This window comes from Escherichia sp. KTE96 (assembly GCF_000408525.1).
GTDB classification, from domain to species: Bacteria; Pseudomonadota; Gammaproteobacteria; order Enterobacterales; family Enterobacteriaceae; genus Escherichia; species Escherichia marmotae.
The window spans coordinates 776,463-793,416 of record NZ_KE137149.1 but is presented as its reverse complement, the minus strand read 5'-3'; the positions used below and the strand labels follow the sequence as shown (position 1 = coordinate 793,416).

The following is a 16,954-nucleotide window of genomic DNA, read 5'->3' as shown; positions in this document are numbered from 1 at the left end:
TTATTGGCTTAACAGACCGTTTTTACGTGCCTGCTCTTCCCACTGCGGGATCACCGTTTTGATAAAGTCCTGTTTCTCGGCCTTGATTTGTTCCATGTTCAGGCCAATTGCCTGCTGGGCTTTCTCTTTGGTCGAGATATCCGGGATCTGGATTTCATGGGTGATACCTTTGGTCGCCAGCAGGCGCGCCAGTTTGGTACGCGCATCAGCGGCTTTATCCATCGCCGTGCCGAGCATCCGCAGACCTTCTTCCGGTGCATGCATATGAATGCCGTGGGAAGCGATCGCCAGATCCCAACGCCACTGGGCATGACGGATGTCGTCCTGAATCGGCTTCATCTCGGCTTCCGTAGCGCCTGCATCCAGTGCCGCTTTCGCTTCGAAGTGAGCGTGAACCAGTTGATCCTCAACCTTGATTTTCAGGTCATTAATCGACTGTTTACGCTCCGCGACCACTTTTTGCAGCGTGGCTTTGTCCTGGGTATGACAGTTCGCACAAGTCTGGGCGAAGTTATCAAACGGATTGCCAATTTTATGGTCGGTGTAGAGTTTGCCTTCCGCGTTCTGCACTTTCGGCATGTGACAGTCGATGCAGGTCACGTTGTTTTTGCCATGAATGCCCGCAGTCCAGGTTTCATATTCCGGGTGTTGCGCTTTCAGCATCGGCGTTTTCGACAGGGAGTTGGTCCAGTCGGAGAAGGCAATTTTGTCGTAATACTGCTCCATATTTTCGACTTTCATGCCGTTAGCCCACGGGAATTTAACGGCTTTATCTTTACCGTCAAAGTAATACTCCACGTGGCACTGACCGCAGACCATCGACTGCTGGTCAAAACGACCACCTTTCTCAAAAGGCTTACCAATGGCTTCCATCGCACGTGCCGCATACGGACGGGAAAGAGTTAACTCTGGTTTGCCTTTGGCGAACTCTGGCGAAGCGGTGTTATGGCAGTCAGCGCAGCCCAGGTTGTTGACGATTTCCGGGCCGCCGCGCGCCCATTTACCGTGGAAGTAACCATCTTCTCCGTCTTTCTGGATCAAACGCGCCACGTCCGGACTTTTACAACTCCAGCAGGCCATTGGCATCGTGCCATCTTCGGCATTTTTCGGCGCACCGGTACGCAGGGTTTCGCGCACATCGGTAACGGCGTAGGCATGACCGCGCGGTTTGTTGTAATCGCGCGAGAAAGGATACCCCGCCCACAGGATCACCAGTCGTGGATCTTCCGCCAGTGCGTCAACACGCTCTGACTGTTCCGAGGTGGCTTTCCAGGAGAGATATTGATCGGGATGCTGCGGGGCAAAGGTTTCATTCTTCGCTTCCACAGTTACAGGTTTCGCGGGAGCGGCCGTTTGTTCAGCGTGAACAGAAGTGAGAAAGAAAAAAGGAACCAACAAGCTGAAGAAACGGCGTGCGTTTATTTTTATCCTTGTCATAGGGGCTTCATCCAAATTTTGCCATTGAGGCAATGGCAGTTTTTATTGTTTTTTCATGACAGTAACCGCACATACACTGTCATGACATTGCTCGCCCCTATGTGTAACAAATAACCACACTCTGAATGTTGTCTTTAATCAATTGTAAGTGCATGTAAAATACCACTTTAGAGTTAGTCGGTATTTTTCCCGTTTCCAACGGTATGCATAACTGCATGTTCCTCAAAGAATTAATCAACTTTTGTTAGTGACCTTCAAAAATACCCTGCCGTTTATTTGCACTATTCTGCTTTTGCGTGATCTGCCGCCCAAATACTAAACAAAACTACCAATACCCCTACATTTAACGCTTATGCCACATATTATTAACATCCTACAAGGAGAACAAAAGCATGAGTCAAATTCACAAACACACTATTCCTGCCAACATCGCAGACCATTGCCTGATAAACCCTCAGCAGTATGAGGCGATGTACCAACAATCCATTAACGCACCAGATACTTTTTGGGGCGAACAGGGAAAAATTCTCGACTGGATCAAACCGTACCAGAAGGTGAAAAACACCTCCTTTGCCCCGGGTAACGTCTCGATTAAATGGTACGAAGACGGCACGCTGAATCTGGCGGCAAACTGCCTTGATCGCCATTTACAAGAAAACGGCAATCGTACCGCCATCATCTGGGAAGGCGACGACGCCAGCCAGAGCAAACATATCAGCTATAAAGAGCTGCATCGCGACGTTTGCCGCTTCGCCAATACCCTGCTCGGGCTGGGCATTAAAAAAGGCGATGTTGTGGCAATTTATATGCCAATGGTGCCGGAAGCTGCGGTCGCAATGCTGGCCTGCGCCCGTATTGGCGCGGTGCATTCGGTGATTTTCGGCGGCTTCTCACCGGAAGCGGTGGCCGGGCGCATTATCGACTCTAACTCACGACTGGTGATCACCTCTGATGAAGGCGTGCGTGCCGGGCGCAGCATTCCGCTGAAGAAAAACGTTGATGACGCACTGAAAAACCCGAATGTCACCAGCGTTGAACATGTCATTGTACTGAAGCGTACTGGCGGAAAAATCGGCTGGCAGGAAGGCCGCGACCTGTGGTGGCACGACCTGGTTGAGCAAGCCAGCGATCAGCACCAGCCGGAAGAGGTCAACGCCGAAGATCCTCTGTTTATTCTTTATACCTCCGGTTCTACCGGAAAACCGAAAGGCGTGCTGCACACTACCGGCGGTTATCTGGTTTACGCGGCGCTCACCTTTAAATACGTCTTTGATTATCATCCGGGTGATATCTACTGGTGTACCGCCGATGTGGGCTGGGTTACCGGGCACAGTTATTTGCTGTACGGCCCGCTGGCCTGCGGCGCGACCACGCTGATGTTTGAAGGTGTGCCAAACTGGCCGACGCCTGCCCGTATGGCGCAAGTGGTGGATAAGCATCAGGTCAATATTCTCTATACCGCGCCAACAGCCATTCGCGCACTGATGGCGGAAGGCGATAAAGCGATTGAAGGCACCGACCGTTCGTCGCTGCGCATTCTCGGTTCAGTAGGCGAGCCAATAAACCCGGAAGCGTGGGAGTGGTACTGGAAGAAGATCGGCAACGAGAAATGCCCGGTGGTCGACACATGGTGGCAGACCGAAACCGGCGGTTTCATGATTACCCCACTTCCTGGCGCTACCGAACTGAAAGCCGGTTCGGCAACGCGTCCGTTCTTCGGTGTGCAACCGGCACTGGTAGATAACGAAGGCAATCCGCTGGAGGGCGCGACCGAAGGCAGCCTGGTGATGACTGACTCCTGGCCGGGCCAGGCGCGTACGCTGTTTGGCGATCATGAACGTTTTGAACAGACCTATTTCTCCACCTTCAAAAATATGTATTTCAGCGGCGACGGCGCGCGTCGTGATGAAGATGGTTATTACTGGATCACCGGGCGTGTGGACGATGTACTGAACGTTTCTGGTCACCGTCTGGGGACTGCGGAGATTGAATCGGCGCTGGTTTCGCATCCGAAGATAGCCGAAGCCGCGGTGGTCGGTATTCCGCACAATATTAAAGGCCAGGCGATTTACGCCTACGTCACGCTTAATCACGGGGAGGAACCGTCACCAGAACTGTACGCAGAAGTCCGCAACTGGGTGCGTAAAGAGATTGGCCCGCTGGCGACGCCAGACGTGCTGCACTGGACCGACTCCCTGCCTAAAACCCGCTCCGGCAAAATTATGCGCCGTATTTTGCGCAAAATTGCGGCGGGCGATACCAGCAACCTGGGCGATACCTCGACGCTTGCCGATCCTGGCGTGGTCGAGAAGCTGCTTGAAGAGAAGCAGGCTATCGCGATGCCATCGTAACCCACAATTGCCTGATGCGATCCGGCCTACATTCGGCAACGGCTGTAGGCCTGATAAGACGCGACAGCGACGCATCTGGCGTTGATTGCCGGATACGGCGTAAACGCCTTATCCGGCCTACATTCGGCAACGGCTGTAGGCCTGATAAGACGCGACAGCGACGCATCTGGCGTTGATTGCCGGATGCGGCGTAAACGCCTTATCCGGCCTACATTCGGCAACGGCTGTAGGCCTGAAAAGGCGCATCAGGCTATGGGTTACCTGGGCGTTAACCCTCTCCCACAAGGGAGCGGGAATTAAAACAATCCCTACATTACCTCTGGAGAATCTGTGATGAATGGCACTATTTATCAGCGGATAGAAGACAATGCGCATTTCAGGGAGTTGGTCGAAAAACGGCAACGGTTTGCCACCATCCTGTCGATTATTATGCTGACAGTTTATATCAGCTTTATTTTACTGATTGCCTTTGCGCCTGGCTGGCTGGGCACTCCGCTGAATCCGAACACCAGCGTCACACGCGGTATTCCCGTTGGCGTCGGGGTGATTGTGATCTCCTTTGTTCTCACTGGTATCTACATCTGGCGGGCGAACGGCGAATTCGACCGCCTTAATAACGAAGTCCTGCATGAGGTACAAGCGTCATGAAAAGAGTTATGACGGCGCTTGCCGCCACACTCCCTTTCGCAGCGAACGCCGCGGATGCCATTAGCGGGGCCGTAGAACGCCAGCCAACAAACTGGCAGGCGATTATTATGTTCCTGATTTTCGTCGTGTTTACGCTTGGTATCACCTACTGGGCATCAAAACGCGTGCGTTCCCGTAACGACTACTACACCGCAGGCGGTAATATCACCGGCTTCCAGAACGGTCTGGCGATAGCCGGTGACTATATGTCTGCCGCCTCATTTTTGGGGATCTCCGCGCTGGTGTTTACCTCCGGTTATGACGGCCTGATCTACTCGTTGGGCTTCCTGGTAGGCTGGCCAATCATTCTGTTTCTGATTGCCGAACGTCTGCGTAACCTGGGTCGCTATACCTTTGCGGATGTCGCCTCATACCGTTTGAAACAAGGGCCAATCCGCATTCTTTCGGCCTGTGGGTCTCTGGTGGTGGTGGCGCTATATCTCATCGCCCAAATGGTTGGTGCGGGTAAACTGATCGAGCTGCTGTTCGGCCTTAACTATCACATCGCCGTGGTTCTGGTTGGCGTATTGATGATGATGTATGTCCTGTTTGGCGGCATGTTAGCAACCACCTGGGTACAGATTATCAAAGCCGTTCTGCTGCTGTTCGGTGCCAGCTTTATGGCCTTTATGGTGATGAAGCACGTCGGTTTTAGCTTCAACAATCTGTTCAGCGAAGCGATGGCAGTACACCCGAAAGGTGTCGACATCATGAAGCCGGGCGGGCTGGTAAAAGATCCAATCTCCGCACTCTCGCTGGGGCTGGGACTGATGTTTGGTACGGCAGGTCTGCCGCACATTCTGATGCGCTTCTTTACGGTTAGCGATGCTCGCGAAGCGCGTAAGAGCGTGTTCTACGCCACCGGCTTTATGGGTTACTTCTATATCCTGACCTTTATTATCGGCTTTGGTGCGATCATGCTGGTCGGTGCAAATCCGGAATATAAAGATGCGGCGGGCCATCTTATTGGCGGTAACAACATGGCGGCGGTTCACCTGGCCAATGCGGTGGGCGGCAACCTGTTCCTCGGCTTTATTTCAGCGGTTGCTTTCGCCACCATCCTCGCGGTGGTTGCAGGTCTGACGCTGGCAGGCGCATCGGCGGTTTCTCACGATCTGTACGCCAACGTCTTCAAAAAAGGCGCGACCGAACGTGAAGAGCTGCGGGTATCGAAAATCACCGTGCTGATTTTGGGTGTGATTGCGATTATCCTCGGCGTGTTGTTTGAGAATCAGAACATCGCCTTCATGGTGGGTCTGGCGTTTGCTATCGCCGCGAGCTGTAACTTCCCAATCATTCTGCTTTCCATGTACTGGTCGAAACTGACTACGCGTGGTGCGATGCTGGGCGGCTGGTTAGGCCTGATTACAGCGGTAGTGTTGATGATCCTCGGCCCAACGATTTGGGTGCAGATCCTCGGTCACGAAAAAGCCATCTTCCCGTATGAATACCCGGCGTTGTTCTCCATCTCCGTGGCATTCCTCGGTATCTGGTTCTTCTCGGCAACCGATAATTCAGCGGAAGGCGCGCGCGAGCGTGAACTGTTCCGTGCGCAATTTATCCGTTCCCAGACCGGCTTTGGCGTTGAGCAGGGCCGCGCGCATTAATCTCCGTTTGTCCCTGGTCGCCTGACCAACGGTAAAAAGGTGCGATGTACTGCACCTTTTTACCGATTGCGTCAGGCTATCTTACGCCGTCAGAGCGTTACTGATTTTCTTCAATTAACAACGCTTCCAGCAAATCAAGATCGTGCAATAATTTTTGCAGCGTTTCGTTGCTGATCTCCCGCGTGGCGCGCAGGTGGTACAGTTCAGCACGTTCAGAACGCAGTGCCGCCAGACGGAAGCGGCGTTCCAGGTCTTCTTCCAGGATTGAACTTTCAACATCATTACGCCCATCGGCGCGACGACGCAGGTTACCAATCACACGAGAACTCACCTCTGTGAGCAACTGGTTATCGATGTTCTCTTCGGTGTCCGCCGCCAGACGTTCTTCCATTTTCTGGATCGCCACAATCGCTACTTCAGCCGTTGCCGCGCGTGCAATGCGTTCCTCTTTCAACTGCTGGGAATGATCCGCGACTTCAATGTGTTGCAGCAAAATAGGCAACATCACTACACCAACAAACAGCGAGAAGAGAATCACGCCAGCCGCCAGGAACACCAGCTCATAACGCGCCGGGAAGACGTTACCATCCGGCAACAGCAGAGGAATGGAGAGCACACCGGCCAGAGTGATTGCCCCGCGCACCCCAGCGAAAGACGCGATCAGGATTTCTCGTGTGGTCCACGAACCAAACTCCATCGGCTTCTTCTTCAGGAAGCGGTTACTGAGCTTTTTCATCGTCCACAACCAGCCAAAACGAACCAGCATTAAGGCGACATAAATCAGCACGATATCGACAAAGAGCATCCAGACTTCGACGTTGGGGTCGATTTCCGCCGCCATCAGCGACGTCTCCAGAATGCCCGGCAATTGCAGGCCCAGCAGCAGGAACACCATACCGTTAAAGACAAATTCCAGCATCGCCCAGGTGCTGTTGGCACGCAGTCGCATCGCCAGCGGCGCACGGCGCATCACACCGGAGCGGGTGATGGTCATACCGGCGGCAACCGCTGCGAGGATGCCGGAAACGCCAATATGTTCGGCAATAAGATAAGAGGCGAACGGCAGCAGGAACAGCAGTACGATCTGCGTTGCCGGTTCATCACCGCCCCAGCGACTCAGGAAACGCAACGAGCGACCATACAGCCAGCTCACCGCAAAACCGGCGAGAATACCGCCAATTGCCACTTTCATAAATTCGACCGTCGCGCCGCCAACGGTGAAGATCATCGTCCCCATCGCGACTGCCACGGCAAACTTCAGCGACACCAGGCCGGAGGCGTCATTCATCAACGCTTCGCCCTGCAAGATGCCCATAATTTTTTTCGGTATGCGCCCTTCTCCAACAATCCCGGAGAGCGCTACAGCATCGGTCGGAGAGAGCACCGCCGCCAGCGCAAAAGCGGGGATCAGCGGAATACCTGGCACCACCCAGTAAATAAGGAAGCCAATGCCGACCACGGTGACGACGACCAGCGCCAGCGCGAGACCGAAGATCTCCCGGCCATGCTCAAGAAATTCGCGGGTCGGCGTTTTCCAGCCATCCGCGAACAGCAACGGCGGGATAAATAAGACTAAAAAGAGTTCTGGGTCAAATTCCACATGCAAACCAAACGTCGGCCACGCCAGTAGCGCACCAATGGCGATTTGCATAAGCGGAAGCGGGATCTGAAAGGGCATGACACGAGTGACCACCCCGGACAGCGAGACCACGAGGGTCATTATCAGTATGGTGAAGAAGATTTCCATGCGTTCCCTGTTTGCGATGTTTTTTATGATTTGAGAAAGGTTTTATACCCGGATTCTCAGTTTTTCAGAATATCGCAAAAGCTCACACAATGTACGGAGAAAATAAAAACGGGCAGCAATTGCTACCCGTTTTCAGAATCTTATTAAAGATTAGATAGCCCAGCCACCCGCGTAGAAGGTGACCAGCGCCACGGCGATAACGACCGTACCAATGTTCAGCTTACGCCATTCGCCAGAGACCAGACGACCAATCACCAGAGTCGCGAAGCCGATCATGATGCCTGTTACGATGTTACAGGTCAGCACGATGAATACTGCCGTTACCAGACCCGCCATTGCATCGACAAAATCAGCAAAGTCGATTTTCGCCACGTTGCTCAGCATCAGCAGGCCAACGTACATCAGCGCCGGAGCCGTTGCGTAACCCGGAACAAGATAAGAGAGCGGAGAGAGGAACAGAATCAGCAGGAACAGCACGCCAACGGTGATAGCCGTCAGGCCGGTTTTACCGCCCGCCGCTGTACCCGCCGCAGACTCGATGTATACCGCAGCCGGTGCCGCGCCAACCAGGCCGGAGAAAACGCTACTCAGGGAGTCTGTAGTTAGTGCTTTACCACCGTCAATAATCTGCCCGTCTTTATCCAGCAGATTCGCCTGACCAGCAACTGCACGGATGGTTCCGGTAGCGTCAAAGACCGCCGTCATCACCAGCGCCAACACGCTCGGCAAGACCAGTGGGTTCAGTGCCCCCATAATGTCCAGGCTGCCAATTAGCGAATTGCCGTTCTCATCACTCAATGAAGGCATGGCAAAAACGCCGGAGAAATGGACATTAGGATCGAAGATCAGGCCCACAATCGAGATACCGATAATGGTCAGCAGAATGCCGCCCGGTACTTTCAGTTTTTCCAGGCCGATGATCACTGCCAGACCTACCAGCGACATAATCACCGGGAATGTCGCGAAATCACCCAGCGCAACCGGCAAACCATCAAGCGGGTTTTTAATCACCAGACCGACGCCGTTGGCAGCAATCAGCAGCAAAAACAGGCCGATACCAATCCCCGTGCCATGCGCCACGCCGTGCGGTAAGTTGCGCAAAATCCAGCTACGGATACCTGTTGCGGAAATAACCGTAAACAGCACCCCCATCAGGAACACAGCACCCAGCGCCACCGGAACACTGATATGTTGCCCCAGCACCAGGCTGAATGCGGTAAATGCAGTCAGGGAGATGGCGCAGCCGATAGCCAATGGTAGATTGGCCCACAACCCCATCGCGATAGAACCCATCCCGGCAACCAGACAAGTCGCAACAAAAACGGCCGCTGGCGGGAAGCCCGCTTTGCCCAACATGCCCGGAACGACGATAACCGAATAGACCATCGCCAGAAACGTTGTTAACCCGGCAACCACTTCCTGACGAACAGTGCTTCCACGTTGTGAAATTTTAAACCAGGCGTCGAGTGAACCGCCGGTACGCGCTGATGGCGTAGACATAAGAAAACATCCCCTGAGAGTTTATTTTTCGTCAAGATGCGTGGCGGACAATCCCCTGCCAGCGAAACGTTATCTTCCTGCTTCTGGTTTGCGACAATCGGGGTCGTCGCAAAAAGCAAACGTTTAGCTCCACGCATACAAAACGGGTGGTAAAAAAAAGCAAACGATTATCCGGCGATCATAGCGGCTTTTTCAACCGAAGTTTGCTGCTTTTTTCCCTTTTCTTGTATTGACGATGAAAAACCAGGCAACTGATGCGCAAACGTTATCGTCGATGCGCAAAATTACGGCATTTGTAGGCAACTTGTAGCAAAAGTTTGCGGTAAAAAATCACGCAAGATGACAAAAATATTGCGGCTAAAAAGGATCACTTTGCACTGGCGAAGAAACGGCGGTGGCATACAATTAAAGTATCAACACCAACCGGAACCTCCACCACGTGCTCGAATGAGGTGTGTTGACGTCGGGGGAAACCCTCCTGTGTACCAGCGGGATAGAGTGAAAGACAAAGGCCGGAAACAAACTAAAGCGCCCTTGTGGCGCTTTAGTTTTGTTCATCTTCCAGCAAACGCGCACCAGTACCTTCTTCGCCTAAGCGATCGCCTGGGTTACGCAACGGGCAGTCGCTACGCGAAAGGCAGCCGCAACCAATACAGCCGTCCAGTTCGTCACGCAACGCAACTAAGGTATGAATTCGCCGGTCCAGTTCTTCACGCCATTGTGATGAGAGTTGCTTCCACTCTTTCGCACTTAATGTATGCCCTTCGGGCAACACACCAAACGCTTCACCAATGGTCGCCAGCGGAATACCAATACGTTGAGCAATCTTGATGATGGCGACATATCGCAACACATCACGCTTATACCGCCGCTGATTGCCGCTGTTACGGATACTGGTAATCAAACCTTTGCTTTCATAGAAATGCAGCGCCGATACCGCCACTCCACTACGTTTCGCCACTTCGCCTGGAGTAAGCAAGGCTTTAATGCGGGGTAATTTCTTTTCCATAAATCGCTTTACCTCAAGTTAACTTGAGGAATTATACTCCCCAACAGATGAATTAACGAACTGAACACTGAAAAGAGGCAGATTTATGTCCCATCAGAAAATTATTCAGGATCTTATCGCATGGATTGACGAGCATATCGACCAGCCGCTGAACATTGATGTGGTGGCGAAAAAATCAGGTTATTCAAAGTGGTATTTACAGCGGATGTTCCGTACGGTGACACATCAGACGCTTGGCGATTACATTCGTCAACGCCGCCTGCTACTGGCTGCCGTTGAGTTGCGCACCACCGAACGCCCTATTTTTGATATCGCGATGGATCTGGGCTATGTCTCACAGCAGACCTTTTCCCGCGTTTTCCGTCGGCAGTTTGATCGCACTCCCAGCGATTATCGCCACCGGATCTAGGGTTTACTGCCCGCGCATGACGTCATGCGCGGGTACTGGCTCTGCCCATGCCATAAAAACCTGCGGCGGCATCGCCTTTGCAAAGTACCAACCCTGACAATAGCGCACGCCGCGTTTGCACAGCCAGTTGACCTGATCCTCAGTTTCCACCCCTTCTGCAATCGTTTTTAGACCCAGACTGTGTGCCAGTTCGATAATGTGTTCTGCAATCAAATGGCTGGTTTTGTGCGTGGTTAGCGTCTCAACAAACGATTTATCGATTTTCAAGATATCGATATTCAATGAATTAAGATTATGCAAGTTGGAGTAGCCAATACCAAAATCATCGATCGCCACTTCGTAACCAGCCTGACGGAAAGCCAGAATAATCGGCGTCATTTTGGCGACATCAAGAAACGCATGTTCAGTGACTTCAAATTTAATTTGCTGCGGACGCACGGTAAATTGCTCGATTTTTTGATTGGTTAGGGCAATCACCCTTGAAGTATGAAAATCAGAGGCGGATAAGTTAACTGAAATAGAGAGTTCAGGATGTTTCGCCAGCCAGGCACCGAGATCGTCAAACACCCTATTAATGACATAATTGGTAACCTGCTCAATTAGCCCCTTTTGTTCCGCCAGTGGAATAAACTCCGCTGGCGTCATTACTTGTCCCTGAGTCCCCGGCCAACGTAGCAACGCCTCAGCGCCAATACATTTATTCGTTTTAATATCAACAATTGGCTGGTAATAGAGACAAAGTTGCCGTTTTTCGAGAGCACGTTGCAATTTACGCTCAGGAGACTGGTACTTCTGGTTTATACGCAACCAGAGTAAAAGCAGCACCAGGCTGCCCAAAATACCTGCCGGCAAGGCAAATACAAGGTGATTATAAAAATGCGAAAAAATACGCTGGTTTGAGGTTGCTACGATAGCGGCAATGGGACGTTTTGTTGAATGAACTATCGCATATAAATAACCATTCTGCTGTACGGTTATTTCCCTCTGATGAATCAATGGTGAAAAATTTTCTGCGGAGGCCTGTTTGCTTAAAGAGAAAAAGGTTTTCGTCACCGTATCATAAACCCCCCATTGCAGCGTCGGATCGTCAGACATTACCTCGCTCCAGAATAAAGGGTTAATTACCGCGACATAGTTTCCTCGCTGCATATAGGTCATTTTATAACCTGAGAAAAAAGGCGTATCACGGTAATAATAGATTGAGACATCAGGTTCACGCTTATAGTTTGCTGACGCCATCCTGTAGCCGTTAACGGGAACTATTAATGTTGAACATAAAAAAAGGTTATCGTGGGCATATATCAATTCGTTGATATAAAGATAACCGCGGATAATATTCAGCATTTGTTGTTGATGAGTGGGAGTGCAAATTTGTCCCTGATAGCGTTCTGCATCGTCGCTCGCTAAATCTGCCTGCTGAATGACCAACTCGGATTTCTCCAGGGCTAACAGGGCAAAAGCACGAAGTTGATTATTCACTTCCGCTTTAGCCCAAAGGAGGGCAATCCATAGTGAAAGGATAACAGGAAGGAGTACCACAAAGATGATGCCCGGCAACGCCAGCATCCTGCGTCGTGCACTTTGACTCATTTCTATCAATTCCCTGCCTGGTTATACCTGGTCATTGCAAGGTGAAAACCTTGACTACCGACGACGTTAGATAAATCTTACGGTATAAATAGCACTTTTGCATGATTTGAAATTGATACCTTTATAATCGTTATTTGCATAAAAATAACTCGCTGATATCAAAAGAGCTTTGTTGGAAAAATGCAGGTCAGGCAGGAAATTACAATATTTCTTTATTGTACATTGCCTCGACATCACTGAATAAACCACATCATTAGTGCAGTAATAAAGTCGCGGCATAATCTGGCTAACAAACAACCAATTGTGATATAGTTCACGAAATTTATGAAACAGCAAAAGTGTTTCATTTTTGTGTTCTGAAAGCCCCGCGATAGCCAGAGTGTACCACGCCTCCCGTGAGAAATGCCGCGCTGTCCAGGGCCTGGCAATTTTCTGAGGAAATGTTTGATGGCTACCCTCACCACGGGCGTGGTTCTTCTTCGCTGGCAGCTTCTTAGCGCCATACTGATGTTTCTGGCTAGTACGCTCAACATCCGTTTTCGGCGGTCTGATTATATCGGGCTGGCAGTGATCAGTAGTGGTCTGGGCGTTGTTTCCGCCTGCTGGTTCGCGATGGGACTGCTCGGAATCACAATGATGGATATTGCCGCAATCTGGCACAATATTGAGTCGGTAATAGTGGAAACCACAAATCAGGCACCGCCACAATGGCCAATGATTTTGGTGTGATATGCAGAAGCCTCCATATGGAGGCTTCTTTTTTATCCCTGGCAGATGCGTTAATCACCTACCTTAAAACAATATAATCTATTGTTTTAAAACAAAATCAGAATGGGATATCGTCATCGAAATCCATCGGCGGCTCGTTAGACGGCGCTGCCGGAGCGGACTGCTGCGGGCGAGACTGCGCGCCGCCGCTGAACTGATTGCCACCCTGCGGCTGCTGAGGTTGACCCCAACCGCCCTGCGGCTGACCGCCCCCGATGTTACCGCCTGCCGGAGCGCCACCACCCTGACGACCACCCAGCATCTGCATGGTGCCGCCAACGTTCACCACGACTTCTGTGGTGTAGCGATCCTGACCGGATTGGTCGGTCCATTTGCGGGTACGCAACTGACCTTCGATATAAACCTGGGAACCTTTACGCAGATATTCACTGGCCACTTCCGCCAGTTTGCCGAACAGCACAACGCGGTGCCATTCAGTCTGCTCTTTCATCTCGCCGGTCGCTTTATCACGCCAGGATTCGGAAGTAGCCAGCGTAATGTTGGCAACTGCGCCACCATTTGGCATGTAGCGTACTTCCGGGTCCTGGCCCAGATTACCAACGAGAATAACCTTATTTACGCCTCTGCTGGCCATGTTCGTGTCTCCTGAAAAAAACGGTCTAATAAGTGTAAACGCGCGATTGTAGCATTACCAATAGCGGTTTTACCACGATGTGACCTCGGTTCCGGGAAACAAACATGGTCCGACATTGTTACACAGCACTCCGGATTCTGCATTCCAATACTGTATATTCATTCAGGTCGATTTGTGTCATAATTAACCGTTTGTGATCGCCGGTAGCGCCATGCCGCCGGGCAAAAAGTGTTTAATCCGGGAAAGGTGAATGGATAAGATCGAAGTTCGGGGCGCCCGCACCCATAATCTCAAAAATATCAACCTCGTTATCCCCCGCGACAAACTGATTGTCGTTACCGGGCTTTCGGGTTCTGGCAAATCCTCGCTCGCTTTCGACACCTTATATGCCGAAGGGCAGCGTCGTTACGTTGAATCCCTTTCCGCCTACGCGCGGCAGTTTCTGTCACTGATGGAAAAGCCGGATGTCGACCATATCGAGGGGCTTTCACCCGCCATCTCGATTGAACAGAAATCGACGTCCCACAACCCGCGCTCCACGGTGGGGACAATCACCGAAATCCACGACTATTTGCGTCTGCTGTACGCTCGCGTCGGTGAGCCGCGCTGCCCGGATCACGATGTCCCGCTGGCGGCGCAAACCGTCAGCCAGATGGTAGACAACGTCCTGTCGCAGCCGGAAGGCAAACGTCTGATGCTACTCGCGCCAATCATTAAAGAGCGCAAAGGCGAACACACTAAAACGCTGGAGAATCTGGCGAGTCAGGGTTACATCCGCGCACGTATTGATGGCGAAGTCTGCGATCTTTCCGATCCGCCGAAACTGGAACTGCAAAAGAAACACACGATTGAAGTGGTAGTTGATCGTTTCAAAGTGCGTGACGATCTTACCCAACGCCTGGCGGAGTCATTTGAAACGGCGCTGGAGCTTTCCGGCGGTACGGCGGTGGTTGCCGATATGGACAATCCGAAAGCGGAAGAGCTGCTCTTTTCCGCCAACTTCGCCTGTCCGATTTGCGGCTACAGTATGCGCGAACTGGAACCGCGTCTGTTTTCGTTCAACAACCCGGCGGGCGCCTGCCCGACCTGTGACGGCCTCGGCGTTCAACAATATTTCGATCCTGACCGAGTGATCCAAAATCCGGAACTATCGCTGGCGGGCGGCGCGATCCGCGGCTGGGATCGCCGTAATTTTTATTACTTCCAGATGCTGAAATCACTGGCAGACCACTATAAGTTCGACGTCGAAGCGCCGTGGGGCAGCCTGAGTGCGAACGTGCATAAAGTGGTGCTTTACGGTTCTGGCAAGGAAAATATCGAATTCAAATACATGAACGATCGTGGCGATACGTCTATCCGCCGCCATCCGTTCGAAGGCGTGCTGCACAATATGGAGCGCCGTTATAAAGAAACGGAATCCAGCGCGGTACGCGAAGAGTTAGCCAAGTTTATCAGCAATCGTCCGTGCGCCAGTTGTGAAGGGACGCGTCTGCGCCGTGAAGCACGCCACGTTTATGTTGAGAATACACCGCTGCCTGCCATCTCTGACATGAGCATCGGCCATGCGATGGAGTTCTTCAACAATCTCAAACTCGCCGGGCAACGCGCGAAGATTGCGGAAAAAATCCTTAAAGAGATTGGCGACCGCCTGAAATTCCTCGTTAACGTCGGGCTGAACTACCTGACACTTTCCCGCTCGGCAGAAACCCTTTCCGGCGGTGAAGCCCAGCGTATCCGTCTGGCAAGCCAGATTGGCGCAGGGCTGGTTGGCGTGATGTACGTGCTGGATGAACCGTCTATCGGCCTGCATCAGCGCGATAACGAACGCCTGCTGGGTACGCTTATCCACCTGCGCGATCTCGGTAATACCGTGATTGTGGTGGAGCACGACGAAGACGCTATTCGCGCGGCTGACCATGTCATCGACATTGGCCCGGGCGCAGGTGTACACGGTGGTGAAGTGGTCGCGGAAGGTCCGCTGGAAGCGATTATGGCAGTTCCGGAGTCGTTAACCGGCCAGTACATGAGCGGTAAACGCAAAATTGAAGTGCCGAAGAAACGCGTACCCGCAGATCCGGAAAAAGTGCTGAAACTGACAGGCGCGCGCGGCAACAACCTGAAAGATGTGACACTGACGCTGCCGGTAGGTCTGTTTACCTGCATCACCGGGGTTTCAGGTTCTGGTAAATCGACGCTGATTAACGACACGCTGTTCCCGATTGCCCAACGCCAGTTGAATGGCGCAACAATTGCTGAACCTGCACCCTATCGCGATATTCAGGGGTTGGAGCATTTCGACAAAGTCATCGATATCGACCAAAGCCCAATTGGTCGTACTCCGCGTTCCAACCCGGCGACCTATACCGGCGTGTTTACGCCTGTACGCGAATTGTTTGCGGGCGTACCGGAATCCCGTGCGCGCGGTTATACGCCTGGACGGTTCAGCTTTAACGTCCGTGGTGGGCGCTGCGAAGCCTGTCAGGGCGATGGTGTAATCAAAGTGGAAATGCACTTCCTGCCGGATATTTACGTGCCGTGCGACCAGTGCAAAGGTAAACGTTATAACCGCGAAACGCTGGAGATTAAGTACAAAGGTAAAACCATCCACGAAGTGCTGGATATGACCATCGAAGAAGCGCGTGAGTTCTTTGATGCTGTGCCCGCACTGGCGCGTAAACTGCAAACGCTGATGGATGTTGGTCTGACGTACATCCGTCTCGGGCAGTCAGCAACCACGCTTTCCGGTGGTGAGGCCCAGCGTGTGAAGCTGGCGCGTGAATTGTCAAAACGCGGCACCGGGCAGACGCTGTATATTCTCGATGAACCGACCACCGGTCTGCACTTTGCCGATATTCAGCAACTGCTCGACGTTCTGCATAAACTGCGCGATCAGGGCAATACCATTGTGGTGATTGAGCACAATCTCGACGTGATCAAAACCGCTGACTGGATTGTTGATCTGGGGCCAGAAGGTGGCAGCGGCGGCGGTGAGATCCTCGTCTCCGGCACGCCAGAAACCGTCGCAGAGTGTGAAGCATCGCATACAGCGCGCTTCCTCAAGCCAATGCTGTAATCGTTAAGGCCGCTTTCTGAGCGGCCTCAGATTATTGACAAAGTGCGCTTTGTTCTTGCCGGATGCGGCGTGAACGCCTTATCCGGCCTACAAAAACATGCAATTTCAATATATTGCAGGGATTACGTAGGCCTGATAAGCGTAGCGCATCAGGCAATTTTGTGTTTGTCATCATTCTCAG

At 52.1% G+C, this 16,954-nt stretch carries 12 protein-coding genes; 6 read left to right on the top strand and 6 right to left on the bottom strand.

The annotated features are described in order from the left end of the window. Complete coding sequence (gene nrfA, locus A1WG_RS10555; RefSeq protein ID WP_001517576.1) at positions 1 to 1,437, bottom strand: ammonia-forming nitrite reductase cytochrome c552 subunit; 1,437 nt, start codon at positions 1,435 to 1,437, stop codon at positions 1 to 3. Between the two features lie 392 nt (positions 1,438 to 1,829). Here nrfA and acs point away from each other — a divergent pair, with 392 nt between their 5' ends. The 3 genes from acs (at position 1,830) to actP (ending at position 6,082) form a co-directional block, all read left to right on the top strand. After that, positions 1,830 to 3,788 (top strand): acetate--CoA ligase, encoded by a 1,959-nt coding sequence (acs, locus tag A1WG_RS10560; protein WP_000078190.1) that lies wholly within the window; start codon positions 1,830 to 1,832, stop codon positions 3,786 to 3,788. A gap of 333 nt (positions 3,789 to 4,121) precedes the next feature. Further along, positions 4,122 to 4,436, top strand: coding sequence for a DUF485 domain-containing protein (locus tag A1WG_RS10565; RefSeq protein WP_001517575.1), 315 nt, complete (start codon positions 4,122 to 4,124; stop codon positions 4,434 to 4,436). Then, positions 4,433 to 6,082, top strand: a complete 1,650-nt coding sequence (gene actP, locus A1WG_RS10570) for a cation/acetate symporter ActP (RefSeq protein WP_000832601.1) — start codon at positions 4,433 to 4,435, stop codon at positions 6,080 to 6,082. The genes A1WG_RS10565 and actP overlap by 4 nt, the downstream gene beginning before the upstream one ends. A gap of 97 nt (positions 6,083 to 6,179) precedes the next feature. Here the strand turns inward: actP and A1WG_RS10575 are convergent, their stop codons facing one another. The 3 genes from A1WG_RS10575 to soxR form a co-directional block, all read right to left on the bottom strand. Further along, positions 6,180 to 7,829 (bottom strand): Na+/H+ antiporter, encoded by a 1,650-nt coding sequence (locus tag A1WG_RS10575; RefSeq protein WP_000402197.1) that lies wholly within the window; start codon positions 7,827 to 7,829, stop codon positions 6,180 to 6,182. Positions 7,830 to 7,979: 150 nt separating this feature from the next. After that, positions 7,980 to 9,329: a guanine/hypoxanthine transporter GhxP gene (gene ghxP, locus A1WG_RS10580; protein ID WP_000106896.1), complete on the bottom strand. Its 1,350-nt coding sequence runs from the start codon at positions 9,327 to 9,329 to the stop codon at positions 7,980 to 7,982. Between the two features lie 544 nt (positions 9,330 to 9,873). After that, the gene (gene soxR, locus A1WG_RS10585; protein ID WP_000412428.1) at positions 9,874 to 10,338 is read right to left on the bottom strand and encodes a redox-sensitive transcriptional activator SoxR; all 465 of its coding nucleotides are present in this window, start codon (positions 10,336 to 10,338) and stop codon (positions 9,874 to 9,876) included. Positions 10,339 to 10,423: 85 nt separating this feature from the next. Here soxR and soxS point away from each other — a divergent pair, with 85 nt between their 5' ends. Then, a complete protein-coding gene (soxS, locus tag A1WG_RS10590) occupies positions 10,424 to 10,747 on the top strand; it encodes a superoxide response transcriptional regulator SoxS (protein WP_000019357.1) in 324 nt (107 codons plus the stop codon). A 3-nt stretch (positions 10,748 to 10,750) separates the two neighbouring features. On the opposite strand, the gene A1WG_RS10595 is transcribed toward soxS, so the two are convergent. Continuing rightward, positions 10,751 to 12,337: an EAL domain-containing protein gene (locus tag A1WG_RS10595; RefSeq protein ID WP_016242571.1), complete on the bottom strand. Its 1,587-nt coding sequence runs from the start codon at positions 12,335 to 12,337 to the stop codon at positions 10,751 to 10,753. Positions 12,338 to 12,784: 447 nt separating this feature from the next. On the opposite strand from A1WG_RS10595, the gene A1WG_RS10600 reads away from it, so the two are divergent. Continuing rightward, positions 12,785 to 13,066: a YjcB family protein gene (locus A1WG_RS10600; protein ID WP_000224316.1), complete on the top strand. Its 282-nt coding sequence runs from the start codon at positions 12,785 to 12,787 to the stop codon at positions 13,064 to 13,066. A 97-nt stretch (positions 13,067 to 13,163) separates the two neighbouring features. On the opposite strand, the gene ssb1 is transcribed toward A1WG_RS10600, so the two are convergent. Further along, positions 13,164 to 13,700 carry a single-stranded DNA-binding protein SSB1 gene (gene ssb1 / locus A1WG_RS10605; RefSeq protein ID WP_000168305.1) on the bottom strand — a complete coding sequence of 179 codons (537 nt, stop codon included), beginning with the start codon at positions 13,698 to 13,700 and terminating at the stop codon, positions 13,164 to 13,166. A 250-nt stretch (positions 13,701 to 13,950) separates the two neighbouring features. Between ssb1 and uvrA the strand changes: the two genes are divergently transcribed. Beyond that, the gene (uvrA, locus tag A1WG_RS10610; protein ID WP_000357769.1) at positions 13,951 to 16,773 is read left to right on the top strand and encodes an excinuclease ABC subunit UvrA; all 2,823 of its coding nucleotides are present in this window, start codon (positions 13,951 to 13,953) and stop codon (positions 16,771 to 16,773) included. Positions 16,774 to 16,954: the final 181 nt, after the last annotated feature.